Here is a 23,819-nt window from a genome sequence, read left to right as displayed (position 1 = left end):
GTCGTCGTGGGTCTTCTCGCTCACACCACGAACCTACCTGTCCGGCGCGCGGGAGTCCGCAGTCGGGTCAGCGCTTACGGCGGCGCCGGGCCGCCGGGGTCGAGTCCCGGCGCAGGCCGACGACGAGCAGGCCGACGACCCCTGCCACCACCAGCGCCGCCGGCACGATGCGCTCCAGGCGCGGCGCGCCCTCCTCGTCGACGAACTGGGCCTTCACATCGCTGACGGCCCGGTTCACCCCGACGTAGGCGCGGCCGAGGGTGTGGTCGACCTGTGCGGCGACCTTCGCCTTCGCGTCGCCGACGATCGTCTTGGGGTGGACCCGGACGCCGATCTCGTCGAGCGTCTCGGCCAGGGTTTCGCGGCGGCGCCTGATGTCCGCCTCGATCTGTGCCGGAGTCCTGGTGTCCGGCGTGCTCGGCGTGTCCGCCACCGCGTTTCCTCCGTGGTCGTTGCGAAGTGTGCTGTGCGAAGTGTGCTGGTCGACAGTCTGTCAGCTTCCGGGCGAACGCACCCCACGGCACCCCCGGTGGGCGGACGGCCGGGACGGTCGGGCGGGCGATTAGGCTCGGAGGCGCACCACCTGTTCACCTGTCACGCCACACCTGCACCCCCATCTGCCCCGCCCCCAGTGAGGTATCCATGAGCGAGCGACTCCAGCCCGGCGACCCCGCCCCCGCCTTCACCCTGCCGGACGCCGACGGCAACGAGGTCTCCCTCGCCGACCACAAGGGCCGCAAGGTCATCGTCTACTTCTACCCCGCCGCCCTCACCCCCGGCTGCACCAAGCAGGCGTGCGACTTCACGGACAACCTCGAACTCCTCGCCGGCGCCGGCTACGACGTCCTCGGCATCTCGCCCGACAAGCCGGAGAAGCTCGCGAAGTTCCGCGAGAAGGAGTCCCTGAAGGTCACCCTCCTCGCCGACCCCGACAAGCAGGTCCTGGAGGCCTACGGCGCCTTCGGCGAGAAGAAGCTCTACGGCAAGACGGTCGTCGGCGTCATCCGGTCGACGGTTGTCGTGGACGAGGAGGGGAAGGTCGAACGCGCCCTGTACAACGTCAAGGCGACCGGCCACGTGGCGAAGATCATCAAGGATTTGGCGATCTGATGTGGTGTGGGGGGCGGCGGGGGCGAAAACCCCCCGCCGCCCCCCACCGGCAGCCGCGCCCCCTACTCCCGCCGCTCGCCGGCCAGCTGCGGGATCAGGCCCCCGGCCCCCTGCCCCGCGTCGCCGCCGTCCCCGCCGGCGCCCGCGTCCGCCCCGGTGGACGTCCCGGTGCCGCCCGCGTCGGAGGCCCCGGCGTTGGCCCCGCCGGCACCCCCCGCCCCGGCCCCGGCCGTCTGCGACCCGGCGCCGGCGGTGGCGGAGGCGCCGCCGCCCGCGTCCGTGCCGCCGCCGTTCGCCGCACCGCCGTCCGCCGGCGTGCCGCCCGCGTCGCCGCCAGGCGTCTCGCTCTCGCCCGTACCCGCGTCCGCGCCCGTGCTGCCGGTCGCGTCCGGGCTGCTGGACGAGGACGGGTCGCCGCTCGCGTCGTTGCTCGGCTCGATGGTCTGTTCGGCCCCGCTCTGCAGCTTCAGGTCGAAGTCCTTGACCGGCTTGCCCTTCAGGGCCGCCTTGGTGAACTGCGCCCAGATCTGCGCGGGCGCGCCACCGCCGTTGATGCGGGGCAGGCCCATCGCGCCGTACAGAGACTTGTGCGCGCCGGTGCCCGGGTCCTGGCCCATCACGGAGACGACCGTGGCGAGGTCGGGCGTGTAGCCCGCGAACCAGGCGGCCGTGTCCTCCTCCGCCGTACCGGTCTTGCCCGCCGCCGGCCGGCCCGCCTGGAGCGCGGCGGTGGCCGTACCGGTCTGGACGACGCTGCGCAGCACCTGCGTGGTGGTGTCGGCCGAGGCGCGGCTGACGACCTGCTTGGCCGCCGCGTCCGGCAGCTTCACCTGCTGCGAGCCGTCCTTGGTGATCTTGTCGACGAGCGTGTACGTGCCGTGCTTGCCGTGGTTGGCGAGCGTGGCGTACGCCTCCGTCATGTCGAGCACGCTCGCGGTGGCGGTGCCGAGCGCGATGGACGGGTACGGCTGCAGGTCGGGGGTGTCGGAGGGCAGACCGAGGGCGACCGCCGTCTTCTTGACGGTGGACGGGCCGACGTCGACGGCCATCTGCGCGTACACCGAGTTCACCGACTTGTCGGTGGCCTGGCGGACGGAGATCTTGCCGTACGAGACGTTGTCCTCGTTCTCCGGCGCGTACGCCCCGCCGCTCCAGCCCTGCACGGACCGCTTGTTCGTGCCGTCGTACACCGTGTTGGGGGTGATGGCGGCGCCGCTCTGGGTGTGCGAGTCGTTCTCCACGGCCGAGGTGAACACGAACGGCTTGAAGGTGGAGCCGACCTGGTAGTCCCGGCGGGTGGCGTTGTTGTAGTACTGCTTCGTGTAGTCGATGCCGCCGTACATCGCGAGGACCTTGCCGCTGGCGGGGTCGATGGCGACGCCGCCGGCCCGGACGTACGTGTCGACCTTGCGGTTCTTCTTGTCGAGCTTGGCGGTCACCTGGTCGTTGACGGCCTTGATGAACGCGTTCTGCTTGGACTTCTGCAGGGTCGTGGTGATGCGGTAGCCGCCGGCGGAGAGGGTGTCCTCGTCGATGATGTCGTTCTCGGTGAGGTAGTCGTTGACGGCCTTGACGAGGTAGCCGCGCTGTCCGGACATGCCGGCGGCGATCACGGTCTGCTTGGGCTGCGGGAACTTCGCCGCGGCCCGCTCGGACTTGCTGAGCCAGCCCTTGTCGACCATGCCGTCCAGGACGTAGCCCCAGCGGGCCTTGGCGGCGGCCTTGTTCTCGGGGTGCGCGACGACGTCGTACTCGCTCGGCGCGTTGAGGAGGGCGGCGAGGTAGGCGCCCTGCTCGGCGGTGAGGTCCTTGGCGTCGATGCCGTAGTAGGCCTGCGCGGCGGCCTGGAGGCCGTAGGCGTTGCGGCCGAAGAAGCTGGTGTTGAGGTAGCCCTCGAGGATCTCGTCCTTGCTCTTCTCCCGGTCCAGCTTGATCGAGATGAAGAACTCCTTGGCCTTGCGGGTGACCGTCTGCTCCTGCGCCAGGTAGTAGTTCTTGACGTACTGCTGGGTGATCGTGGAGCCGGACTGCTTGCCCTTGCCGGTGGCGGTGTTCCAGGCGGCGCGGATCATCGCCTTGGGGTCGATCGCGGCCTCGGTGTAGAAGTCGCGGTCCTCGGCGGCGAGGGCGGCGTGCTGGGCGTCCTTGGAGATCTGGGAGAGGGTGACGTTCTCGCGGTTGACCTTGCCGTCGCGGGCGAGCTGGCTGCCGTCCGCGTAGAGGTAGACGTTGCTCTGCTTGACGGCGGCGGTGTTGGCGGCGGGGATCTTGACGACGTGGTAGCCGTAGAAGAACGCGCCCATCACGGCGATGCAGAGGAAGAGGAACGTCCCGAGCACCATGCGCCAGGTGGGCAGCAGACGCCGCCATCCGTGGCGCTTGGCCTTGCGGGCGGCTTTCTTGGCGGCGCGGCGTTCCTTGCGGGTGGTGGGGGGTGCGGTGGTGGTGCTGCCGTCGGCGAAGGAGGCGGCGAGGACGCCGTCGTCGCCGTCGGCGGGGTCGGGACGCTTTCCGGCGCCGCCGCCGGGTCCGGTGCCTGCGCCGCCTCCGGGGTTGCCGGGGCCGCCACCGTGACCGGCGGCGCCGCCTCCGGCCGAGACGGCGCGGAGCTGCATGGTCTCGCCGGCGGGCGCGGCCGCGGCGGCGGAACCGGTTGCGGCCGCGGCCGCGGCGCCGAGGGTGGGGGCGCCGGGGCGACGGCGCCGGGTGCCGGGCCGGCCGCCGGTCTCGCCGGACGGGGACCCGCCGGACGAGGGTCTGGCGGGGGCGCCGGGCCAGTCGTCGGAGGCGGACGGTGTGCCGTCGGCACCGCTGGAGGCGTCGATGGCGCGGAGCTGCATGGTCTCGCCGGCGGGCGGGATGTCGGAGCGTTTCCCGCGACGGGCGGTGCGGTCGGACGATGCCTCGCCGTCACGGGACTCGGTGCCTGCCGCTTTTCGGCTGGAAATCGATTCCTGGGAGCCCTGCGGCGCGTTCGTCGCCGGGCGCCGGGTGGTGTCACCGCCCCGCCCCGGGCTGCCGGAACCGGGGCGCTCGGTTCCGCGTGCGCCGGGGGCGTCGGCGGCCGTGCCCGGGCCCGAGGCCTTCGGGCCGGCGGCCTTCGCGGCGGAGCCGCCCCGGGCGGCCGTACCCGCGCCGGGGGTCCTGTCGGGGCCCGGAGCCTTCGGGCTGCCGGTTCCCGGACGGGCACCCCGAGCACCCGGACCGTCGGCGCCATCGGCACCCGCACCGGAGCCGTCGCCGGTGGCCTTGCCGGCGCCTGCGGCGGGGCCGGATCCGCTACGGGAAGCCGCGCCGGAACCGGCAGCCGCACCCTTGGCGGAGCCGGAAGCCGCGCCGCCACCGGGCGCGGCACCCGCGCCCCTACCGGCACCCGAACCCGCACCCGAACCCGCACCCGGACCCGAACCCGGACCCGAACCCGGACCCGAACCCGCACGCTCGCCGGAGCCGGAGCCGGAGCCGGAGCCGGAGCCGGAGCCGGAGCCGGAGCCGGAGCCGGAGCCGGAGCCGGAGCCGGGGCTTGGCGCTTCCGGCTCGGGGGGCTTCGGCTGGGCCGTCGGCCGTGGGGACGTGGGCCGGTCGGGCCGCTGTGACGTGGGGCCCGGAGCGGGCGGCTCCGGCTTCCCGGGCGGTTCGCCCTGGGCGCTCTGCTGCCGCTGCGACTCGTCGCTCATCTGTGTGCCGGACTCCTGTTTCGCGTCGTACGTTCCCGTACGCCCTCTAACGCCTTCTGCGCCCCCACTCGGTGAAGACTTTCGCACCGGGCGTTCCGTTCCCGTCTCCGGGGGTGCGTTCCCTCACGGGGAACGTGGGCGCCGCGCGTGACCCGGGGCCGGGCTGCCGCTCCGGCCGGGAGTGCGTCTGCCGAGGGAGTATCTCCAAGTATTCCGTGTCCGCGACGGGAGTGGTCACCGACACAGTCGCCGCATTGATCTTGGCACACACCCGAGGGGCCGCGCGGGACGAGCGCCCGCATCCGGGTGGCCGGGAAACAACGGTCGGCGGAGGGATGGGCGGCAGACGGACGGGCGGGGAGCCGGACGGCTGGGGACGGGTGTCAGGGACATTCCCGCCCGTTCCTCGTAGGCTGCGGGCATGACCGATGAACTCCCGGAACTGCGTGCCTCCGACGCCGATCGTGAGCGGGTCGCCGAACGTCTGCGGGACGCGCTCGCGGAGGGCCGGCTCGACATGGCCGAGTTCGAGGAGCGGCTGGACGCCACCTACCAGGCCCGTACCTATGGGGAGTTGGCGCCGATCACCGTCGACCTGCCGGCGCCGGGCGGCCCGGCCGCCGCCGTCGACATGACCAAACGCCCGCTTGGCGACGGCAGTTGGGAAGACCGGATCGTCGGCGGCGAGGACGGCACCTCGCAGTGGGGCGTCGCCGTGATGTCCGGGTTCCAGCGCAAGGGCCGCTGGACCGTCCCCCGGCGGTTCAACTCGTTCGCCTTCTGGGGCGGCGGCGAGATCGACCTCCGCGAGGCCTACTTCGCCGACCGCGAGGTCGTCGTCAACTGCGTGGCGATCATGGGCGGCGTCAACATCGTCGTACCGCCGGGCGTCGAGGTCGTCGTGCGCGGCATCGGAGTGATGGGCGGCTTCGACCACCGCGAGGAGGGCGCCCCGGCGCAGCCCGGCGCCCCGCGCGTGATCGTGACCGGCTTCGCCTTCTGGGGCGGCGTCGGCGTGGAGCGCAAGCTCACCAAGGCGGAGCGGCAGCGGGTGCGGGAGGAGCGGCGGAGGGAACGCCTGGAGCGCCGGGAGGCCAGGCGGGAGCTGCGGAAGGGGGAGTGACCCCCGAGCGGGAGTGACCCCCGAGCGGGAGTGACCCCCGAGCGGGAGTGACCCCCAACTACAGCGACGCCCGTGCCGCGCCCTTCAGGAGCCCGAGGTCGAAGGCCTCGGCCATCCGCCGGTAGCCCGCGTCGCTGGGGTGCAGATGGTCCCCGGAGTCGTACGCGGGCCGCAGCCGCCGCGGCGCTGCCGGGTCCCGCAGGGCCGCGTCGAAGTCGACGTACGCGTCGTAGACCCGTCCCGCCCGCACCTCCGCGTTGACCGACTGCCGTATCGCCTCCCGCGCCGCCGAGTCGCCCCGGTGGCCGCCGAACGGCATCAGCGTCGCCCCGACCACCCTCAGCCCCCGCGCGTGCGCCTGCGCCACCAGTTGCCGCAGTCCCGCGACGATCTCCGTCGCGGTCGTCGGTTCCGGCGCGTGCAGGATGTCGTTGACGCCGAGGTCGACGACGACGGCCTTGACGTTCGTCCGGCCCAGCGCGTCCCGCGCGAACCGGTTCAGCCCGCTGGGGTTCTCGGCGGGCCGGCCGAGCCCGTCCGTCAGCACCCGGTTGCCGCTGATGCCCTCGTTGACGACGCTGTAGCGCGGCACGTCGCGCCCGGCCGCGATCGCCGTGTGCAGCCGCTCGGCGAGGACGTCCGTCCAGCGCCGGTCGGCGCCCACGGTGGAGGTCAGCCCGTCGGTGAGCGAGTCGCCGAGCACGACGACCGTGCCGTCGGACTCGTTGCTCATCACGTCCAGCGCGGTGACGTAGCGCCAGTACGGCGTCTGCTCGGTGTACGCCGTCGCCGCCACGTCCTCCGTACGGTCCCCGTCGGCGGCGTACGAGATCTGCCGGGCGCGGGGGTGGTAGGTGACCGGCCCGGAGGCGGTGGGGGAGTACGTGGTGACCAGCAGGTCGGCGTCGCGCGGCACGGTGAGCCGTACGGCGTCGCTGACCGTCTGCCGGCCGGGCGGAATGACCACGGTGGGGGCGCCGCCGAAGGTGAGCCGGCGCATGGTGCCGGGCCGGGCGGCGGCGCCGTCCGCGGTGCCGGCGACGGCGAGCGTGGCGTGGGTGAGGGTGAGCGGCTCCTGGCCGTAGAGGTTGGAGAGCGTGATGCGGGCGCTCGTGCCGCCGACGGAGGTGTGGATGACGTTGCGGACCGAGCGGCCGGCCAGGCCCGTCGTCTCGGTGCCGGGCTCGCCCCCGGCCGGGGCCGCCGACCAGGCGCCGACCCAGGTCCCGGCGGACGCGGGGGCGGCGGAGTTGTGCGGGGCGGGTCCGTCGGCGACGGTGGTCGTGGGCCGGCCGTCGCCGGGGCCGGTGAGCAGGTGGACGGCCGCCGATACGGCGACGACCGCCGCGACGAGCGCGGCGAGCAGGGCACAACCGTGACGCCTGGTCATGCGGTGCGGGTCTCCTCGGGCGACGGGAGCCCGAGGCTCCGAACGGGATCACCCCATGATGCGTCATGGGTGAGCGGGGCGTCCGGCGGCTCTTGACACGCACCTGTCGCCCGGACAGACAGACGCCGGGAACCGCCGATCCGTTCCCCATGTCGGTCAGGAAGGGACAATTGTGTGAGGGATCACCGCAGGGGTGGCACCGGACGGGCGGAAGTGGTGGAGCGGGTGGAGCAGGAAGCACAGAGGGAAGCGGCGGACGCGCCCCCCGGCCGCGCGGGCCGTGCGACGGGCGCGCCCCCCGGCCGGGCCATGAACGTCTTCAGCGCCGCCGACGAGGAGAAGCGGCGCGGCGTACGGCGGATGAAGGCCAACGCGACCGGGCTGCTGCTGCTCGTCGCACTGGTGTACGTCCTCACCACCTGGGCGGGGCACACGGGCGCCGGCGCCTGGGCCGACTACGTGGCCGCCGCGGCGGAGGCCGGCATGGTGGGCGCGCTCGCCGACTGGTTCGCCGTCACCGCGCTGTTCCGGCACCCGCTCGGCCTGCCGGTCCCGCACACCGCGATCATCCCCACCAAGAAGGACCAGCTCGGCGTCTCGCTGGGCGAGTTCGTGGGGGAGAACTTCCTCTCCGAGGACGTCGTACGGGGCCGGCTGCGCGCCGTCGGCATCGGCAGCCGGCTGGGCGCGTGGCTCGCCGTGCCCGAGCACGCCGACCGGGTCACCGCCGAGCTCGCCACGGCACTGCGCGGGGCGCTGACCGTGCTGCGCGACTCCGACGTGCAGGCGGTGGTGGGGGAGGCGATCACCCGGCGGGCGAACGCGCAGGAGATCGCGCCGGGGATGGGCAAGATGCTGGAGCGGATCGTCGCCGACGGGGGGCACCGGCGCAGCGTCGACGTGATCGTCTCGCGTGCGCACGACTGGCTCGTGCTGCACGGGGACTCCGTGATGGACGCGGTGCAGGGGGGTGCGCCCGGGTGGACGCCGCGGTTCGTGGACCGCAAGGTCGGCGAGCGCGTCTACAAGGAGCTGCTGCGCTTCGTCACCGAGATGCGGGACATGCCGGCGCATCCCGCGCGCGGCGCGCTCGACCGGTTCCTCACGGACTTCGCGTCCGACCTGCAGTCCGACACGGAGACGCGGGCACGGGTGGAGCGGCTGAAGGGGGAGGTGCTGGGGCGGGGCGAGGTGCAGGACCTGATCGCCTCCGCGTGGACGGCGGTACGGGCGATGATCGTCTCGGCGGCGGAGGACGAGCGCAGCGAGCTGCGGTTGCGGGTGCAGGCGTCGTTGCTGTCGCTGGGGGAGCGGATGGCGGGCGAGGCGAAGGTGCGGGAGAAGGTCGACGGGTGGGTGGAGGGGGCGGCGGTGTACGTCGTGACGACGTACCGCCGGGAGATCACCTCGCTGATCACGGACACGGTGGCGGGGTGGGACGCGGAGCACACGACGCGGAAGATCGAGGCCCACATCGGCCGCGATCTGCAGTTCATCCGCATCAACGGCACGGTGGTGGGCTCCCTGGCGGGGCTCCTCATCTTCACGGTGTCGCGAGCCCTTGGGGCATAGCCGCACCGAACCGCGGGCCCGCCCGCGCCGCTGCGCTGCGCTGCGCTGCGGGCCCGCCCGCCCCGCCTCGCTGCGCTGCGGGCAGCCGCGCCGCCCGGCCTCGCTGCGGGCACCCCGCCCCGCCTCACCCCGCCTCGCTGCGGGCAGTCGTGCCGCTGGGCGGCACGGGTGGGCGCAGCGGCACCCGGTTAGCGCCGGGTCGCGAAGCTTCCGTGACGGTTACCCCGGGGTGCGGTGCGTTGTGGGCTGACGGTCACAGTTGCCTCGCCCCCGCCGCCCCTACCCTTCCCGTCCTCCAGGGGCTCCGCCCCTTCGACCCCGGGGCGCGGAGCGCCCAAGAGCTCGGGGGGTGGGGGTTGTGGGGCGGGTGCGGGTGCGTTGGGGCTGGTCGCGCAGTTCCTCGCGCCCCTGATGGGGTGGGGGTACGTTGCTCGCGCCCCCGTGGCGGAGCCGCGCAGACGACACAGCCCCGCGCCCCTGATGGGGTGGGGGTACGTTGCTCGCGCCCTCGCGGCGGAGCCGCGCAGACGACACAGCCCCGCGCCCCTGATGGGGTGGGGGTACGTTGCTCGCGCCCCCGTGGTGGAGCCGCGCAGACGACACAGCCCCGCGCCGCGGAGCCGCGTGAAGGCACAGGTCCGCGCGCCTTACGGGGCGGACCGTGACGTGCGTGTGGCCGCCCACGTTGTCCTCCCCGGAGGGGCACGCGTGGTGCTTCTTCCGCAGGGCACACGGGAAGCGTCAGCCGACGGAGAGGGAGCCATGTCCGGAGAAGAGTCGTCCGCGTCGTCACCGTCCTCCGTGCCCGCCACCACCGGCACCGTCACCACGTCCGTCCCGTCCCGCCTGGACCGCCTCCCCTGGTCCCGCTGGCACTGGATGATCGTGATCGGCCTGGGCACCGTATGGATCCTGGACGGCCTCGAGGTCACGATCGTCGGCAACATCGCGAGCCGCCTCTCCGAGGACGGCAGCGGTCTCGACATCAGCTCCTCCCAGGTCACCGGCCTCGCCGCCGCGCTCTACGTGGCCGGCGCCTGCGTCGGCGCCCTCGTCTTCGGCTGGCTCACCGACCGCTTCGGCCGCAAGAAACTGTTCATGGTGACGCTCGTCGTCTACCTCGCCGCCACCGCGCTCACCGCGATCTCGTTCAGCCCCTGGTGGTTCTTCGTCTTCCGCTTCCTCACCGGCTTCGGCATCGGCGGCGAGTACGCCGCCATCAACAGCGCGATCGACGAGCTGATCCCCTCCAAGTACCGCGGCCGCGTGGACCTCATCATCAACGGCAGCTACTGGGTCGGCGCGATCGGCGGCGCCCTGCTCTCCATCGTCGCGCTGGACACGTCGATCTTCGCCAAGGACGTCGGCTGGCGGCTCACCTTCGCCCTCGGCGTCGTCCTCGGCCTGGTCATCCTGCTGGTGCGCCGGCACGTGCCGGAGAGCCCCCGGTGGCAGTTCATCCACGGCCACGGCGAGGAGGCCGAGGAGCTCGTCACCGACGTCGAGCACCAGGTCGAGGCGGAGAAGGGCGAGCAACTCCCGCCTCCGCGGAGCGAGATCACCATCCACCAGCGCAAGAGCATCGGCTTCGCCACCATCGCCAAGACCGTCTTCGGCCGCTACCCCCGCCGCGCCACCCTCGGCCTCGCCCTCTTCATCGGCCAGGCGTTCCTCTACAACGCCATCACCTTCGGCTTCGGGGCCATCCTCACCACGTTCTTCGACGTGCCCTCCGGCAGCACCGGCTACTACTTCGCCGTCATCGCGGCCGGCAACTTCCTCGGCCCGCTGCTGCTCGGCAAGCTGTTCGACACGGTCGGCCGGCGCATCATGATCTCCTCGACGTACCTCCTCTCCGGCCTCCTCCTCTTCGGCACCGCCTGGCTGTTCGACAGCGGCTCGCTCAGCGCGACGACCCTGACGGCCTGCTGGTGCGTCGTCCTGTTCTTCGCCTCGGCCGGCGCCTCCAGCGCGTATCTGACGGTCTCCGAGATCTTCCCGATGGAGACGCGGGCGATGGCGATCGCCTTCTTCTACGCCGTCGGAACGGCCGCCGGCGGCATCACCGGACCGCTCGTCTTCGCCGACCTCACCGAGTCGGGACACGTCGGCGACACGGTCCTCGCCTTCCAGATCGGCGCGTCCCTGATGTGCGCCGCGGGACTCGTCGCCGCGTTCCTCGCGGTCAAGGCGGAGGGCCGCTCCCTGGAGGACATCGCCACCCCGCTGTCGGCGGCGTCGCCCGACGCCGGCTGAGTAGCCGTACCCCTACGGCACCGCCCACCTGAGTACCCGTACTCTGTCGGCCCCCGCGCCCCCGCGGGCACTCTCGTACGCATGACCGAGAAGCCGCTGACCGAGAAGCTGCTGTCCCCGCTGCGGAACCGCCCCGCGCCCGAGCGCCTGCTGACCCGGCTGCTGGGGGCCGGCGTCGCCGCGGCGGCCTATCTGCTCTGCCTGCCCTGGGACCTGCGCAACCGCGCGGAGTCCCCGGGCTCGATCACGGAGACGACCCCGGTGACCGTCGCCGGGGTCGCCGCCCTCGTCGTCGTCCTGGCCGCGCTCGCCGCGTACTTCGGCCGCAGGGACGGCCTCGGCTGGACCGTACCCGTGGTGGCGGCCCCGCCCGCCGCCCTGATGCTCGTCTCGTTCCTCACCCACCCCGAGCCCGACGCCTCCGCATGGCCGCTGGCCTGGGGGTTCTTCACGGTGCTCGGCGTGGTGGGCACCCTGGTGACCGGGGCGGTGGCACGCAGCTTTCGCCCCGAGCGACCGGAGGAGTGGCTGCTGAGCGCCCGCTGACCGGGGTCAGGCGCCCGTGGTGGACCCGGGCCGCACGATCATCAGCACGGTCACCGCGGCCCACAGCAGATTGAAGACCCCGGTGACCATCGCGAGCCGCACGGCCGCCCGCTCGGCCACGGTGCCGGCGCCGTCGAACCCGTCGAGGATCGCCTCCTGCCGAGGCAGCACCAGCGCACCGAGCACACCGGCCGCGACCACCGTCAGCACGATCGACACGATCAGCCACGTGTCCCCGAGCACCCCCATGCCGCTCGCCGTGGCGATCCCGAACACGGGCACGGCCACGGCGACCACCGCGTACACCCGACAGATCCGATGCAACAACCGCAGGGTGCCCACCTCACCCCCCGCCCCGGCGAGCGCACGACGGACAACGGGCGGAAACATGCTCGCGGCAACGGTGATGGGCCCAATGGCCACGATCGCCACGATCACATGCACGGCAAGCAGAAACTTGTTCACCCGCAGAAGCCAAGCGGGTATGTGGATCATGCAACAGCGGCAAGATTGCCACACCTCAACGGATTCCAGCCGGGGCGAGGCGCCGCGCTTTCAAGGGGCGCGGGGAACTGCGCGACCAGCCCCCACCCACCCGCACCCGAAATCGAACCCACGGGGTTCAAGGGGCAAAGCCCCTTGAAGGGACGGGAAGGGTAGGGGCGGCGGGGGCGAAAAACCCCACCCGCACCCACCCCCTGGCGAGAATGACCCCCCCCACCCACATCCGGCCACACCCCCGCTACCCTCCCCCCATGCACACCCTCGCCGTCCTCGCCCTGGACCAGGTGATCCCCTTCGACCTCGCCTCCCCCCTGGAGGTCTTCACCCGCACCCGCCTCCCCTCCACCCACCCCGCCTACCGCGTCAAGGTCTGCGCCCCCACCCCCGAGGTGAACGCCGGCGCGTTCACCCTCCGCGCCCACCACGGCCTGGAGGCCCTCGCCGACGCCGACACGATCCTGCTCCCCGGCCAGGCCGACCCCACCCTCCCCCTCCCGCCCGCCGTCCGCGAAGCGCTCCGCACCGCAGCCGCCCACGGCACCCGCATCGCCTCCTTCTGCGTCGGCGCCTTCGTCCTCGCGGCGACCGGCCTCCTCGACGGCCGCCGCGCCACCACGCACTGGGCCGCCGCCGCGGCCCTCGCCGAACGCCACCCGGCCGTCACCGTCGACCCGGACGTCCTCTACGTCGACGAGGGCCAGTTCCTCACCTCCGCCGGCGCGGCCGCCGCCCTCGACCTCTGCCTGCACATGATCCGCAAGGACTACGGCTCGGCCGTCGCCGCCGATGCCGCCCGCCTCTCCGTCATGCCGCTCGAACGCGAGGGCGGCCAGGCCCAGTTCATCGTCCACCCCCGCCCCCCGGTCCCGGCCGGGGCGATGATGGAGCCGCTGCTGACCTGGCTGGAGGAGCACGCCGACCAGGACCTCACCCTGGACGACATCGCCGCCAGGGCAGGCACCAGCACCCGTACGCTCAACCGGCGCTTCCGGGAGCAGACGGGCACGACACCGCTCCAGTGGCTGCACCGGGCGCGCATCCGCCGCGCCCAGTACCTGCTGGAGAACACCACCCACCCGGTCGAACGCATCGCCCACCAGGCGGGCTTCGGAAGCCCGACGGCGTTCCGCGACCGCTTCAAGCGGGTCGTCGGCACCAGCCCGTACGCCTACCGCAGAGCGTTCCAGGGCGGCACCCCGCACGACCCGGCGCGGGACACGCACAACGCGACGCCCCCGCCCGTCCCGGCCGGAAGCGCCGCGCACTGAAATCCGCCGGAGGCGGCCCACCTGTCCGCCGAGGGCGGCCCCGCTCAGGCCGCCTTGCGGTCGGCCACCGCCCACGACGCCAGCGCGACCGCACCCGCGACCCCGAAGACGGCCGGCCAGGCGCCGACCTTCTTCGCCAGTGGATGCGACCCGGCGAACGCGGCGACGTACGCGGCGCTCAACGCGCCCGCCGCCCTGCCCCCGGCCTGCCGCCGCCACTGCTCCGCCGCCGCGGCCCCCGCGACGGCGAGCACGGCCCCGCCGAGCGGCCGCTTCTTCGTCCACCGCGCCACGGCGTACCCACCGACGAGCCCGCTCGCGGCAACCGCCGCGGCCGGAACCTTCACCACCACTGCCTCCCAAGTCCGTCAACCCCCTGAGGCTAACCCCCGACACGGACGCGCCACCGGGCGGCCCCGGACGTCCCCCGGACGTTCCCGGAACGTTTTCGGACGCCCTCGAAAAGGCAGGTGAGCGCGTAGCCATGACGCAAGTTGAGCCGGAGGTTGTCAAACTTCCTCCTCTCCGCTATATAAGAAGTCGTAGGGCATCGCACCCAGGAAGCTGAGAAAAGGAGTGACCCGTGATGCTCATGCGCACCGACCCCTTCCGTGACTTCGACCGCCTCGCGGAGCAGGTCTTCGGCACCGCAGGACGTCCCGCGGGAATGCGGATGGACGCCTACCGGACCGGTCACGACGTGATCGTCCACTTCGACCTGCCGGGCATCGACCCCGAGACCGTCGAGCTGGACATCGAACGCAACGTCCTGAGCGTCCGTGCCGAGCGCCGGTCCCCCGCGCCGAAGGACGCCGAGGTCATCGCCGCCGAGCGGCCCACCGGCACCTTCACCCGGCAGCTCTTCCTCGGCGACACCCTCGACACCGAGCGCATCGACGCCTCGTACGACAGCGGCGTCCTCACGCTCCGCATCCCGATCGCCGAGCAGGCCAAGCCCCGCCGGATCCAGATCGCGGGCGGCCCGCGCAAGCAGCTCGACGCCTGAGAGCGCCCCCGGCCCGCGGCCCGACCCCCTGGGGCCGCGGGCCGTGGGCCGCCCCACGTCACATCCGGCCGCACTCATGTCCGAGCGAGACCGGGGCACAAGTGCACCGACAACCGAACACGGAGGAGAACCCGCAGCATGACCACGCCGACCACGCTGACCACCGTCCCCGCGCAGCCCGCCGTCCGCCCGGAGCCCGCCCCGTCGGCCCCCGCCCGGACGACGGCGGACCGCACCTGGGAGCAACTGATCGACGCGGTACGGGAGTCCGGCCAGTACGCCACCGCGAAGGAGGCGGAGCGGATCACCCGCACCGTGCTCTCCGCGTTCGGCGGCCATGTGACCGGTGAGGAGAGGGTCGTCCTCGCCCGGAGCCTCCCCGAGCGGGCGGCCCGGCTGATCGCCGCGCAGATCCCGGTGACCCGTCCGCTGACGGCCGCCGAGTTCGTGGACTACGTCGCGGCCCGCCTCGAGGGCGCGACCCCGGCCACGGCCCGCTGGGACGTCAGCTCCGTCCTGGGCGTCCTGCCGCAGGTGGTGGGCGAGGAGATCGTCGATGACGTCCTGGCCGGGCTTCCCTCGGGCTACGCGCTGCTGTTCGGCCGCCCCCAGCTGCTGCGGGCGGCCTGAACCAACCACCGGCCGGAGGCGTCCGTACGGGCATGTACGAGCGGACCAACCCTGCCGACGACACCGACACCGACACCGACACCGACACCGACACCGGCGTGTACGCAGACGCAGACACCGGGCAGGCCGGGCGGGCCGGACGGGCCGGGCCGGACGCCTCCGGCTCGGCCACCGGCCCCGACACCGACACCGGACCCGACTTCGCCGGCTGCGTGCTCGCGTTGGCCGCCGGCGCCACCGGCTTCTTCACCTGGCTCCACGGTGCCGGTCCCGGCGTGAGCGGTGCCTTCGAAGGGGAGCGGGATCTCAGCCTGCTCTACCTGGAGCTGCCGCTGCTCCTCTTCGGCTTCCCCGTGGTCGCGCTCGCCGCCTGGGGCGCCACCCGGGCCGTACTGCGCCGCACCGGCGGTACCGGGAAACGGGCCGTGCGGAACGCCGTGCCGGTCCTGGCCGCGACGGTCACCCTCGCGCTGCTGACCTGGGCGGCCCTGCTCTGGCTGGACTCCCGGGTCGCCCCCTTCGTACACCCCCACTGGTGACGCACCGGGGGTCCGCCGTACGGGCGTGGTACGGCCTGCTGTACCCGCACTCCGGGCCCGCGCGGGAGTGATCCGGAAGGGCGCCGCTGGTGTGCTTGAGGCATCGCCCCAGCCACCCCCGAAGGGACCTCGCGGTGACCACCTCAGCCCCCCACCACAGCCCAGGCACCCACGCGGCACGGACCCCCCAGCCCCGCGGCCCCCACCAGCCCCGCGAGCCCCAAGGCCTCCGCGGCCTCCGCGGCCTCCGCGGCAGCATCCGCCGCCGCCCCATGACCTGGTTCTTCACCCTCGCGTTCGCACTGAGCTGGGTGGCCTGGACGCCGTACATCCTCTCCGAGAACGGCCTCGGCGTCTGGCACTACTCGTTCCCGTCCGCCCTCGGCACCACCCAGCTCCTGGGCGTCCTGCCGGGCGCCTACCTCGGCCCCATCCTGTCGGCGTTCGTCGTCACCGCGGTCGCGGACGGCCGGCCCGGACTGCGCCTCTGGCTGGGCCGGTTCGCCAAGTGGCGGATGAGCCGGCGCTGGTACGCGGGGATCATCGTGGCCGTCCCGGCCGCGCTGACCGTCACCTCCGCCGCCCTCGGCGACCGGGGCCCCGTCATGCCGTCCGCCACGGTCCTGGCCGCGTACCTCCCCGGCCTTATCCTGCAGATGGTCACCACCGGCCTCGCCGAGGAGCCCGGCTGGCGCGACTTCGCCACCCCTCGCCTGCAACGCCGGCACGGTCCGCTGGTCGGCACCCTGATCCTCGGCCCGCTGTGGGGCGCCTGGCACCTGCCGCTGTTCCTGAGCGACTGGGGCGGCTGGCCGGACGTGACCTGGACCGAACCGCTGGAGTTCATGGTCACCACGCTCACCTTCAGCATCGTGATGACCTGGGTCTTCAACCGCACCCACGAGAGCCTGCCGCTGGCGATGCTGCTGCACACCGGCGTCAACAACTACTTCTCGATCGCCTGGTCCGACATGTTCCCGCGGCTGCACTCCACGACCCACGTGTTCCTCATCGCCTCGACCGTCGTCGCGGTCGTCCTGCTGGCCGCGACGAGGGGCCGCCTGGGCTACGACCCGAAGCGCGCGGAACCCGCCGCGGCACTGCGAACCTGACCGCCTCCACCGCCGCCACGGGCCCCGCCCGCACGGCTAGTACGAGCCCTCCGCACCACCGCCGATACGAGCCCCCGCACCACCGACCCGCACCCGCGGGTCGCCCGCCCGCAGCGTCACCGTCAGCTCGCCGGGCCGGCCAAGGTCCTCGCCCTGCCGCAGGGTGAGGACCGCGTCGTCCGGCACCAGGCCGAACTCACGCGCGTACGCCCCGAACGCGGCCGCCGCGGCCCCGGTCGCCGGGTCCTCGACGACGCCGCCGACGGGGAACGGATCGCGGACGTGGAAGACGGTGGCCGACTCCCGCCACACCAACTGGACGGTGGTCAGGTCGAGTCGGTGCATCAGCGTTTCGAGGCGCGCGAAGTCGTAGTCGAGGTCGGCCAGACGCGCCCGGGTCGCCGCCGCGAGCACGAGGTGACGGGCACCGGCGAACGCGATGCGAGGCGGGAAGGCCGGGTCGAGATCACCGGCCGGCCAGTCCAGCGCGGCCAGCGCCTCGGCGAGATCGGCCCCGTCGACCTCCTCGACGTACGGCTCGACGCTGGTGAGCGTGGCCCTGACCTCCCCGTCCGCCCCGGCCGCCCGCACCTCCACCGGTACGTCACCGGCGGGCGTCGCGAACACCACCTCGCCGGGGCCGATCCGCTCGGCGAGCGCGAGGGCCGCCGCCACGGTGGCGTGCCCGCAGAACGACACCTCGGCCTTCGGACTGAAGTACCGGATACGGTAAGCCCGTTCGCCCTGCCCCGGGGTCAGGAACGCCGACTCCGAGTACCCGAGCCGCGCGGCGACGGCGAGCATGGCCTCGTCGTCCATCCCGCCGGCATCGAGCACGACACCGGCGGGATTCCCCCCGCCGGGATCACTGGAGAACGCGGTATACCGCAACACCTCGGGCCCCACCGCACGCGTCGTCATGCGAGCACCAACACGGGGCCGGGGCGCGGCTATTCCTGGCCGCCTTGCGTCGGCACCGGCACGGCACACGCCGACGACCGGTCCGACTACGGCCGTCCGGGCCGAGCCCTTCGAGGTAGAAGGGTTCGGCGGCGGCGAGTCACCGCGAGGGCCGGGCAAGCCGGACACGGACGGTGTGGTCGATCAGGTCGTCGACGTTTCCAGGACAGAGCGCCAGACGGGGCTGTCGACGTAGTGGTTGTCGAACCGTTCCGCCGATTCGGCGATCTCCTTCGCGTCCGACTCGCCGCGCATCACCCGGCCGAGCAGGCGCAGGTAGTCGAACCGGCCCAGGCCCGGAGTGAAGACGAACAGGACGTCGGCTTCACAGCCGAGTGCCGCGGTGAAGGCGTGCGGGGTGTGCGGGGGCACTGCCAGGAAGTCACCCGCTTCCAGGACGGTGACCTCCTCGCCCACCAGTACTTGCAGGGTTCCGCTGATGACGAAGAACAGCTCGGTCGCCTTGGTGTGGAAGTGCGCGGGTGCCCCCATGGCTCCCTTGGCGAAAGTGGACCGGTAGCTGGTGAAGCCGTCGGCCGTGGCGTCCGAGTCGGCGAGCAGCGTCATCACACTGCTGGGGTCGGCGCAGGTCTCGGCTTCCGCGTGGCGCGTCAACAGCGGTGGGAACGGCGCGGCGGGCGGCGCCTCGGCAGGCATGTGGTCGACGTGCAGGTCCCCGGTGGGCGCCTCGGACGCGCCGGCCATTGCTTCGGACGGGCCATGGCCGCTGTGCGGGTCCACGGCGGCGGGGCGGGCGTGCGGCTGCGTCCGGTGCCCGGCCGCCGTCGGTGGCCGGCCGGTTCCGCGGCCGGTGCGGCCCGTTCCGCCGATGTCGGAGTGCTTCATGTCGTGTCCTTCTTCCGTGGTGCTGCGGGGCCGGTGTTCGTGTGCTGTGGGGCCGGTGTTCATGTGCTGTGGGGCCGTGTCCCGCACGGGTCGGGACGCCGGCGACCTGCTGCGGTCAGGCGCCGAAGATCGCGAGCGGGTCGCCGGTGAGCCAGGTGTTCGCGATGTGCAGCCGGCGGATGAGCCACCGGCCGTCGTCGCGGACCAGGTCGACGGTGTAGGGGTTCTTCAGCAGCGCGTGTGTGTCCGGGGCGCCGATGAGCACGTGCTGGGCCTCGACCAGCGCGGTGAGGCGGGCGGCGTCCCCATCGATGCTGACGCGCACGTTGGTGACCTGGTGAGTGGTGTCCACCCTTCCCGTGAACATGGCCAGGATCGTGCTGACGATGGTGTCCCGGCCGCTCATCACGGGCGGCTTGCCACCCCAACGCGCCGCGGCCGGGCGGAAGTCCAGCTCCGCGTCGGCGGTGAACGCCGAGGCGAACAGGTCTCTGTCCTTCAGGTCCTGCCCCGCAGCGAACCGGTGGAGAGCATCAGCGATCTCGGCGCGGTCGCGCAGTTCGGCGACAACGGCGGCGGTGTCGCCAAGGGGTGCGGCCAGAGCGAAGGTGGTACCGGCGTCCATGTCATCCTCCACTTGCCGGGCGACGTCGTGTTCGACGTCACCCACTCTGCTGCCGCGGCGGCCGGCAACCAACGCCCGTCTGCGCAATGATCGTGAACTCAGGCTTAACGATGGAGGAGTGCGTGATCGAGCGGCACGAGGTGGAAGCGTTCCTGACACTCGCGGAGGAGCTGCACTTCGGCCGCACCGCCGCGAAGTTGCGCATATCCACCGCCCGCGTCAGCCAGACCGTCCGGAAGCTGGAGCGGAGGGTGGGCGTACCGCTGTTCCACCGAACCAGCCGTCGTGTCTCGCTCACCACGGTGGGGCGGCAGCTGTACGACGAGCTCCTGCCCGCCTGGGACGGCTTGAGGGCCGCGGTGCAGCGCGCGATCGAGACGGGGCGCGGCCTGTCAGGAGCCCTGCATGTCGCCTTCGCCAGTGCCGCCGCCGCGCAGCTCCTGACCGGCGTGACGCAGATTTTCCGCGAGCGGGCGCCCGACTGCGAGGTGCGCATCCGGGAACTGCAGGCCGACCAGATGCTGAGACGGATCCGCTCGGGAGAGGTGGACCTCGGGCTGACCACCCTGCCCGTCGACGATCCCGACCTGACCCACGGTCCGGTCCTGGTACGGGAGGCGCAAGTGCTCGCGGTGCCCGTCGGCCACCCCTTCGCCCGCCGCGAGAGCGTCCTGGCCGCCGACTTGACGCGTGTTCCCTTGGTACGACTTCCGGGTCACACCGCGATTCCGCCCCGGCCGGCCGACGCCCCTCCTGCCCGCGCAGATCCGACGGCCGGGACGTTCCAGGAGGCACTCACCCTCGTGGGCGCCGGACAGGGCACCCTCCCCGCCGGCGCCCACGCCCGCCGCTACTACGCGCGCCCCGACATCATCTACCTCCCCATCAGCGACGCACCCGCCCTGGAATGGGTCCTGGTCTGGCCGACTGACCGTCACACCGCGCGCGTCCGCGCCTTCGCGGAGGCAGCCGACACGTTGATCCACGGCCGTGGGACAACACGGCAGCCGCCGCGGTGAATGCCGGATTCAGTACGCCGGCAGCGTTCCGTGTCCTGAGCTGCGTTCTCGGTAGTGGCAGCGGCGGGTGACGGCCTGGCGGTGTCGGCATGATCCGCTGCTGGAGTACTAAGCCGGCCAACCGCCGTAGGGCACGGTGATGAGCTCCATGGCGTGCCCCGCCGGATCCATGAAGTACACCCCGCGCCCACCGTCGTTGCGGTTGATCGCGCCGGGCTGCCGCCGGTGCGGATCGGCGTAGTGCTCGATGCCACGCTCCCTGATCTGCGCGTAGGCCAGGTCGAACTCCTCCTCGGAGACGAGGAACGCGTAGTGCTGGGGTGCGATGTCGTCCCCGGGAACGGTGGCGAAGTCCAGGGTGACACCGTTGCTCAACGCGACGGCGACGAACGGCCCCCACTCACCACTGATTTCGAGCCCCAGCAGCCCCGCGAAGAACTCGGCGGACTCCCGGTTGTCCCGGGCGTGAACGATCGTGTGATTCAACTCGACGGCCAAAGAATGCCTCCACAGGCATCTCCCGGCACCTCCATGCCTCACCCGACCGATGACCGGCACGCGATGCCACGCCCCATCGTAGTGACTCGAGGGCGCGGGACGACGAGCGATCCGGGGGCTCGGTCACGGCGCCACGGAAAAAATCCCCAGCCACCCCGAACGCACGTAGTGGATCACCCGTCTTACCTCCCGCAGACCTCACAGGAGCCGGTGACCGGCGGCCGGTTCGGTGCCGTTCGGTGCGGCACCGTTCGTAAGGGAGAGACGTATGAAGTCGTGGCGATCCCGTATCGCTGCCGCCGCCATGGTGGTCGGTGCCGCCGCAGCCGTTGTACCGCTGAGCGCCGGCTCGGCGGCCGCCGACTCGCCGCCCGCCAACTGGGGTTACTACGTGGTCGGGGGGACCACGGACTACCGCGAGTGCGAGAGGGACGGACTGGAGTACCTCGCGAACGGCTACCAGAACTACTTCTGCTGGTACAACGACGGGTTATGGGAGCTGTGGGTCCTCGACATCAAGGACCAGGCACCCACGCACCCGTAACCGGCACGGTTCGGCACAGTCCGGTCCGGCGCCCGCCGTCGGATGCCTGACGCCGGACATCACCGAGGGCCGCACCCCCCGCAGCGGAGGTGCGGCCCTCGGCGCGCGTGGACCCTACTTCGTGGTGTGGGTGGGGTAGAGCTTGACGTTGGTGTAGGCGCCGACGTTGATCCGGCCCTCGGTCCCGTCGGGCGAGGCGTTCGCGGCGCTGATGGCCAGGTTCGCCGTCTTCATGGTGTCCCCCTGGACGAGTGCTGAGCGGTGCTGCGCTGAGCGCGGTGCGTGCGGTGCGTGCGGTGCGTGCGGTCTGCGACATTTCTATCTCCGGCCGGGTCACAGCCGATCCCTCACGAGGTCTTGGTCCTGTCACAGCCGTCCGGAGCCTTTGGGGAAAACCCGTTGGCGCCCCCGCGCCGCCCCCTGCTAGCTTCTCCGCCGAGGCCGTGCCGAAGAACGAGGAGGTGGTACCCGTGAACGTTTCGACATGGGTGCTCCCCTCCGGGGTCACGGTCGGGCGATAGGTCGTCGCCCGGGAGCGCCGTACACGCGCACTCCCGAAAGGGCACGACCATGCACTTCACCTCCGAACGCCGCCTCGACGACGGCAACAGCCACGGAAACGGCGACAGCAACGGCAGCGCCACCGACGTCCTCGAGCGCGAGTTCACCCTCGACGGCATCCCCGGCATCCTGTGGACGCCCGCCGCCGCAACCGCCTCCGCACCGGTCCCGCTGATCCTGCTCGGCCACCCCACCCTCGGACTGAACCGGATGTACCCCCGCCTGGCGGCCCGGGCCCGGCACGCCGCGGCGGACGGCTTCGCCTCGGCCACCATCGAACTCCCCGGCTGCGGCGAGCGGCCCCGTTGGCCCGCCGCCGAGCAGGCCCGCGCCGAGCTGCGCCGGGTCATGCAGGCCGGTGAGCCGGTCGCCGACGAGATCATCGACGCGCTCGTCCTCCCGCTCGTCGAGAAGGCCGTCCCGGAATGGCAGGCCCTGCTGGACGCCGCGCTGTCGCTGCCCGGGATCGGCGGCCCGGTCGGCTACTCGGGCGGAGTGATCTCCCTCGGGATCCGGCTGGCGGTGGTCGAGCCGCGCATCGTGGCCGCCGGCCTCTTCGCCGGAAGCCTCGTGCCGCGCGTCATGTTCGACGAGGCGCGGCGGGTCACCATCCCGCTGCACGTCCTGCTCCAGTGGGACGACGAGGGCAACGACCGCCAGGCCGCCCTGGACCTCTTCGACGCCTTCGGCTCCAAGGAGAAGTCACTGCACGCCAACATGGGCGGCCACACGGGCGTCCCGCAGTTCGCGGGGGAGGGGGCGGCCCACTTCTTCACCCGCCACCTGAAGTAGTCCGAACCCGCCATCTGAAGTAGCCCAAGGACCCGTCCCCCGGCCTGCCGGATCCGGGGGACGGGACCCGTCTCAGATGCCCACGTAGTTCTCGGCGAAATGATCCTGGTGGCTGCGCCGGTCCCGCAGGCTCAGCAGCCGCGCACGCTGGAGCCGGCGCAGGAAGACGGCGTCCTCGCCGTCCCCCGCCGGACCGTGCAGCAGGTCGATCATCCAGTGCGAGAACTCCTGTGCGTGCCAGATGCGCGGCAGACACGCGTCGGAGTACCCGACGAGCCCGCGCTCGTCGTCCCTGGTCAGCGCGTCGGTCAGGGCCGCGGCCAGCGTCCGCGCCGTCATGATGGCGAGGTTGGCGCCCTTGGCGGCCGACGGGCTGATCAGTCCGGCGGAGTCACCCGCCAGGAACAGCCGCCCGTACTGCATGGGGACGCTGACCGCCGAACTCAGGTCCACGGTCGTCCGTTCCAGGATCGGCCCCTCGCGCAGTGGCCCGTACTCCTCGGTGCGCATCCTGGTCCCCAGCTCGTCCCAGATCCGCGCGTCGCTCCACTCCCCGGGGTCCTCCCCGCGGGGCACCTGGAGGTAGAACCGGGTGACCGTGGCGGTGCGCGCCATGTGGCCCGCGAACCCGCGGTCGTGCACCGCGTAGGTCACCGCCTCCATGCTCGGCGGCGCCTGCGCCAGCAGCGCCAGCCACGTCACGCCGTGATAGCGGCGGAAGGACCGGGCCGCCCCGTCCGGCAACGCCCGCAGCGCGGCCCCGCGTTGGCCGTCGCACCCGGCCACGTACGCCCCGGAGAGCCGGTACGCGTCCCCGTCGGGGCCCAGGCAGTCGACGGACGGGCTGTCGCCGTCGAGGCCGTGCATCCCGGTGACCGTCGTGCCGAACCGGATGTCCCCGCCCCGGTCCAGGAACTCGGCGATCAGGTCGGTCACCAGGAACTGCTGCGGGTACACGGTGTGGACCTCCCGCTGCCCCAGCTCGCCGTAGTTCAGCTCGAACTGCCCGTGCTCGCCGCGGAACGCGCACGTCCCGTGGGACTGCCCCTTCGCGAGCAGCCCGCCGGCCAGCCCGTGCTCGTCGAGGACACGGACGCCGGCCGGTGCGAGGAACCCCGCCCGGCCGCGCTGCTCCACGTGGACGCGGGCCTGCCGCTCCAGGATCACGCAGCCGACGTCCGCGGCCCGCAACACGTTCCCGAGCACCAGACCGGCCGGCCCGGCTCCGACGATCACTACCT

At 72.7% G+C, this 23,819-nt stretch carries 23 protein-coding genes; 13 read left to right on the top strand and 10 right to left on the bottom strand.

Going from position 1 to position 23,819, the window contains the following annotated elements:
- Nucleotides 1-67: 67 nt before the first annotated feature.
- The gene (locus OIE12_RS12290) at nucleotides 68-433 is read right to left on the bottom strand and encodes a DUF3618 domain-containing protein (RefSeq protein WP_329134671.1); all 366 of its coding nucleotides are present in this window, start codon (nucleotides 431-433) and stop codon (nucleotides 68-70) included.
- Between the two features lie 209 nt (nucleotides 434-642).
- Between OIE12_RS12290 and bcp the strand changes: the two genes are divergently transcribed.
- On the top strand, nucleotides 643-1,110 hold the full coding sequence (gene bcp / locus OIE12_RS12285) for a thioredoxin-dependent thiol peroxidase (protein WP_329134669.1): 468 nt from the start codon (nucleotides 643-645) through the stop codon (nucleotides 1,108-1,110).
- 62 nt (nucleotides 1,111-1,172) lie between these two features.
- On the opposite strand, the gene OIE12_RS12280 is transcribed toward bcp, so the two are convergent.
- Nucleotides 1,173-3,950: a transglycosylase domain-containing protein gene (locus OIE12_RS12280; RefSeq protein ID WP_443053805.1), complete on the bottom strand. Its 2,778-nt coding sequence runs from the start codon at nucleotides 3,948-3,950 to the stop codon at nucleotides 1,173-1,175.
- A 1,258-nt stretch (nucleotides 3,951-5,208) separates the two neighbouring features.
- On the opposite strand from OIE12_RS12280, the gene OIE12_RS12275 reads away from it, so the two are divergent.
- Nucleotides 5,209-5,910: a DUF1707 SHOCT-like domain-containing protein gene (locus OIE12_RS12275; protein WP_329134667.1), complete on the top strand. Its 702-nt coding sequence runs from the start codon at nucleotides 5,209-5,211 to the stop codon at nucleotides 5,908-5,910.
- Nucleotides 5,911-5,968: 58 nt separating this feature from the next.
- Here OIE12_RS12275 and OIE12_RS12270 read toward each other — a convergent pair whose 3' ends face one another.
- A complete protein-coding gene (locus OIE12_RS12270) occupies nucleotides 5,969-7,300 on the bottom strand; it encodes an SGNH/GDSL hydrolase family protein (protein ID WP_329134665.1) in 1,332 nt (443 codons plus the stop codon).
- Between the two features lie 309 nt (nucleotides 7,301-7,609).
- Here OIE12_RS12270 and OIE12_RS12265 point away from each other — a divergent pair, with 309 nt between their 5' ends.
- The 3 genes from OIE12_RS12265 (at nucleotide 7,610) to OIE12_RS12255 (ending at nucleotide 11,674) form a co-directional block, all read left to right on the top strand.
- Entirely contained in the window at nucleotides 7,610-8,872 is a 1,263-nt protein-coding gene (locus OIE12_RS12265; protein ID WP_329141885.1) for a DUF445 domain-containing protein, read from the top strand.
- Nucleotides 8,873-9,634: 762 nt separating this feature from the next.
- A complete protein-coding gene (locus OIE12_RS12260; RefSeq protein ID WP_329134664.1) occupies nucleotides 9,635-11,128 on the top strand; it encodes an MFS transporter in 1,494 nt (497 codons plus the stop codon).
- 81 nt (nucleotides 11,129-11,209) lie between these two features.
- Entirely contained in the window at nucleotides 11,210-11,674 is a 465-nt protein-coding gene (locus OIE12_RS12255) for a hypothetical protein (protein ID WP_329134662.1), read from the top strand.
- 6 nt (nucleotides 11,675-11,680) lie between these two features.
- On the opposite strand, the gene OIE12_RS12250 is transcribed toward OIE12_RS12255, so the two are convergent.
- Nucleotides 11,681-12,139 carry a hypothetical protein gene (locus OIE12_RS12250; RefSeq protein ID WP_329141883.1) on the bottom strand — a complete coding sequence of 153 codons (459 nt, stop codon included), beginning with the start codon at nucleotides 12,137-12,139 and terminating at the stop codon, nucleotides 11,681-11,683.
- 290 nt (nucleotides 12,140-12,429) lie between these two features.
- Between OIE12_RS12250 and OIE12_RS12245 the strand changes: the two genes are divergently transcribed.
- Nucleotides 12,430-13,446, top strand: a complete 1,017-nt coding sequence (locus OIE12_RS12245; RefSeq protein WP_329134659.1) for a GlxA family transcriptional regulator — start codon at nucleotides 12,430-12,432, stop codon at nucleotides 13,444-13,446.
- A 44-nt stretch (nucleotides 13,447-13,490) separates the two neighbouring features.
- On the opposite strand, the gene OIE12_RS12240 is transcribed toward OIE12_RS12245, so the two are convergent.
- Nucleotides 13,491-13,796, bottom strand: a complete 306-nt coding sequence (locus tag OIE12_RS12240; protein WP_329134658.1) for a hypothetical protein — start codon at nucleotides 13,794-13,796, stop codon at nucleotides 13,491-13,493.
- 236 nt (nucleotides 13,797-14,032) lie between these two features.
- Here OIE12_RS12240 and OIE12_RS12235 point away from each other — a divergent pair, with 236 nt between their 5' ends.
- The 4 genes from OIE12_RS12235 to OIE12_RS12220 all read left to right on the top strand — a co-directional run bounded on the left by OIE12_RS12235 (nucleotide 14,033) and on the right by OIE12_RS12220 (nucleotide 16,733).
- Entirely contained in the window at nucleotides 14,033-14,452 is a 420-nt protein-coding gene (locus OIE12_RS12235) for an Hsp20/alpha crystallin family protein (RefSeq protein WP_329134656.1), read from the top strand.
- Between the two features lie 138 nt (nucleotides 14,453-14,590).
- Entirely contained in the window at nucleotides 14,591-15,082 is a 492-nt protein-coding gene (locus OIE12_RS12230) for a DUF2267 domain-containing protein (protein ID WP_329134654.1), read from the top strand.
- Nucleotides 15,083-15,114: 32 nt separating this feature from the next.
- A complete protein-coding gene (locus tag OIE12_RS12225) occupies nucleotides 15,115-15,621 on the top strand; it encodes a hypothetical protein (RefSeq protein WP_329134652.1) in 507 nt (168 codons plus the stop codon).
- A 272-nt stretch (nucleotides 15,622-15,893) separates the two neighbouring features.
- Nucleotides 15,894-16,733 carry a CPBP family intramembrane glutamic endopeptidase gene (locus tag OIE12_RS12220; protein WP_329134650.1) on the top strand — a complete coding sequence of 280 codons (840 nt, stop codon included), beginning with the start codon at nucleotides 15,894-15,896 and terminating at the stop codon, nucleotides 16,731-16,733.
- Between the two features lie 36 nt (nucleotides 16,734-16,769).
- Here OIE12_RS12220 and OIE12_RS12215 read toward each other — a convergent pair whose 3' ends face one another.
- From OIE12_RS12215 to OIE12_RS12205, 3 genes are all read right to left on the bottom strand, one after another.
- Complete coding sequence (locus tag OIE12_RS12215; protein ID WP_329134648.1) at nucleotides 16,770-17,654, bottom strand: PhzF family phenazine biosynthesis isomerase; 885 nt, start codon at nucleotides 17,652-17,654, stop codon at nucleotides 16,770-16,772.
- A gap of 183 nt (nucleotides 17,655-17,837) precedes the next feature.
- Nucleotides 17,838-18,350 carry a cupin domain-containing protein gene (locus tag OIE12_RS12210; protein ID WP_329141881.1) on the bottom strand — a complete coding sequence of 171 codons (513 nt, stop codon included), beginning with the start codon at nucleotides 18,348-18,350 and terminating at the stop codon, nucleotides 17,838-17,840.
- A 304-nt stretch (nucleotides 18,351-18,654) separates the two neighbouring features.
- A complete protein-coding gene (locus OIE12_RS12205) occupies nucleotides 18,655-19,164 on the bottom strand; it encodes a nuclear transport factor 2 family protein (protein ID WP_329134646.1) in 510 nt (169 codons plus the stop codon).
- Nucleotides 19,165-19,286: 122 nt separating this feature from the next.
- Between OIE12_RS12205 and OIE12_RS12200 the strand changes: the two genes are divergently transcribed.
- Nucleotides 19,287-20,183 carry a LysR family transcriptional regulator gene (locus tag OIE12_RS12200; RefSeq protein ID WP_329134644.1) on the top strand — a complete coding sequence of 299 codons (897 nt, stop codon included), beginning with the start codon at nucleotides 19,287-19,289 and terminating at the stop codon, nucleotides 20,181-20,183.
- 108 nt (nucleotides 20,184-20,291) lie between these two features.
- Here the strand turns inward: OIE12_RS12200 and OIE12_RS12195 are convergent, their stop codons facing one another.
- Nucleotides 20,292-20,681: a VOC family protein gene (locus tag OIE12_RS12195; RefSeq protein ID WP_329134642.1), complete on the bottom strand. Its 390-nt coding sequence runs from the start codon at nucleotides 20,679-20,681 to the stop codon at nucleotides 20,292-20,294.
- 268 nt (nucleotides 20,682-20,949) lie between these two features.
- On the opposite strand from OIE12_RS12195, the gene OIE12_RS12190 reads away from it, so the two are divergent.
- Nucleotides 20,950-21,225: a hypothetical protein gene (locus OIE12_RS12190; protein ID WP_329134640.1), complete on the top strand. Its 276-nt coding sequence runs from the start codon at nucleotides 20,950-20,952 to the stop codon at nucleotides 21,223-21,225.
- 570 nt (nucleotides 21,226-21,795) lie between these two features.
- Nucleotides 21,796-22,578, top strand: a complete 783-nt coding sequence (locus OIE12_RS12185) for an alpha/beta hydrolase (RefSeq protein WP_329134638.1) — start codon at nucleotides 21,796-21,798, stop codon at nucleotides 22,576-22,578.
- A 72-nt stretch (nucleotides 22,579-22,650) separates the two neighbouring features.
- Here OIE12_RS12185 and OIE12_RS12180 read toward each other — a convergent pair whose 3' ends face one another.
- Nucleotides 22,651-23,814 carry a 4-hydroxybenzoate 3-monooxygenase gene (locus tag OIE12_RS12180; RefSeq protein ID WP_329134636.1) on the bottom strand — a complete coding sequence of 388 codons (1,164 nt, stop codon included), beginning with the start codon at nucleotides 23,812-23,814 and terminating at the stop codon, nucleotides 22,651-22,653.
- Between the last annotated feature and the right edge of the window lie 5 nt (nucleotides 23,815-23,819).

Source organism: Streptomyces sp. NBC_00670 (assembly GCF_036226765.1).
Classification (GTDB): Bacteria; Actinomycetota; Actinomycetes; order Streptomycetales; family Streptomycetaceae; genus Streptomyces.
Note: the sequence above shows the minus strand (reverse complement) of the source record. Positions and strands in the feature narration are given on the sequence as shown.

What these genes read in the sequence shown, in the direction of transcription:
- OIE12_RS12185 (WP_329134638.1), top strand. Translation starts at nt 21,796, where the DNA reads ATGCACTTCACCTCCGAACGCCGCCTCGACGACGGCAACAGCCACGGA.
- bcp (WP_329134669.1), top strand. Translation starts at nt 643, where the DNA reads ATGAGCGAGCGACTCCAGCCCGGCGACCCCGCCCCCGCCTTCACCCTG.
- OIE12_RS12210 (WP_329141881.1), bottom strand. Translation starts at nt 18,350, where the DNA reads ATGCCTGCCGAGGCGCCGCCCGCCGCGCCGTTCCCACCGCTGTTGACG.
- OIE12_RS12255 (WP_329134662.1), top strand. Translation starts at nt 11,210, where the DNA reads ATGACCGAGAAGCCGCTGACCGAGAAGCTGCTGTCCCCGCTGCGGAAC.
- OIE12_RS12275 (WP_329134667.1), top strand. Translation starts at nt 5,209, where the DNA reads ATGACCGATGAACTCCCGGAACTGCGTGCCTCCGACGCCGATCGTGAG.
- OIE12_RS12280 (WP_443053805.1), bottom strand. Translation starts at nt 3,950, where the DNA reads ATGCAGCTCCGCGCCATCGACGCCTCCAGCGGTGCCGACGGCACACCG.
- OIE12_RS12225 (WP_329134652.1), top strand. Translation starts at nt 15,115, where the DNA reads ATGTACGAGCGGACCAACCCTGCCGACGACACCGACACCGACACCGAC.
- OIE12_RS12260 (WP_329134664.1), top strand. Translation starts at nt 9,635, where the DNA reads ATGTCCGGAGAAGAGTCGTCCGCGTCGTCACCGTCCTCCGTGCCCGCC.
- OIE12_RS12265 (WP_329141885.1), top strand. Translation starts at nt 7,610, where the DNA reads ATGAACGTCTTCAGCGCCGCCGACGAGGAGAAGCGGCGCGGCGTACGG.
- OIE12_RS12270 (WP_329134665.1), bottom strand. Translation starts at nt 7,300, where the DNA reads ATGACCAGGCGTCACGGTTGTGCCCTGCTCGCCGCGCTCGTCGCGGCG.
- OIE12_RS12205 (WP_329134646.1), bottom strand. Translation starts at nt 19,164, where the DNA reads ATGGACGCCGGTACCACCTTCGCTCTGGCCGCACCCCTTGGCGACACC.
- OIE12_RS12235 (WP_329134656.1), top strand. Translation starts at nt 14,033, where the DNA reads ATGCTCATGCGCACCGACCCCTTCCGTGACTTCGACCGCCTCGCGGAG.
- OIE12_RS12220 (WP_329134650.1), top strand. Translation starts at nt 15,894, where the DNA reads ATGACCTGGTTCTTCACCCTCGCGTTCGCACTGAGCTGGGTGGCCTGG.
- OIE12_RS12245 (WP_329134659.1), top strand. Translation starts at nt 12,430, where the DNA reads ATGCACACCCTCGCCGTCCTCGCCCTGGACCAGGTGATCCCCTTCGAC.
- OIE12_RS12215 (WP_329134648.1), bottom strand. Translation starts at nt 17,654, where the DNA reads ATGACGACGCGTGCGGTGGGGCCCGAGGTGTTGCGGTATACCGCGTTC.
- OIE12_RS12230 (WP_329134654.1), top strand. Translation starts at nt 14,591, where the DNA reads ATGACCACGCCGACCACGCTGACCACCGTCCCCGCGCAGCCCGCCGTC.
- OIE12_RS12190 (WP_329134640.1), top strand. Translation starts at nt 20,950, where the DNA reads ATGAAGTCGTGGCGATCCCGTATCGCTGCCGCCGCCATGGTGGTCGGT.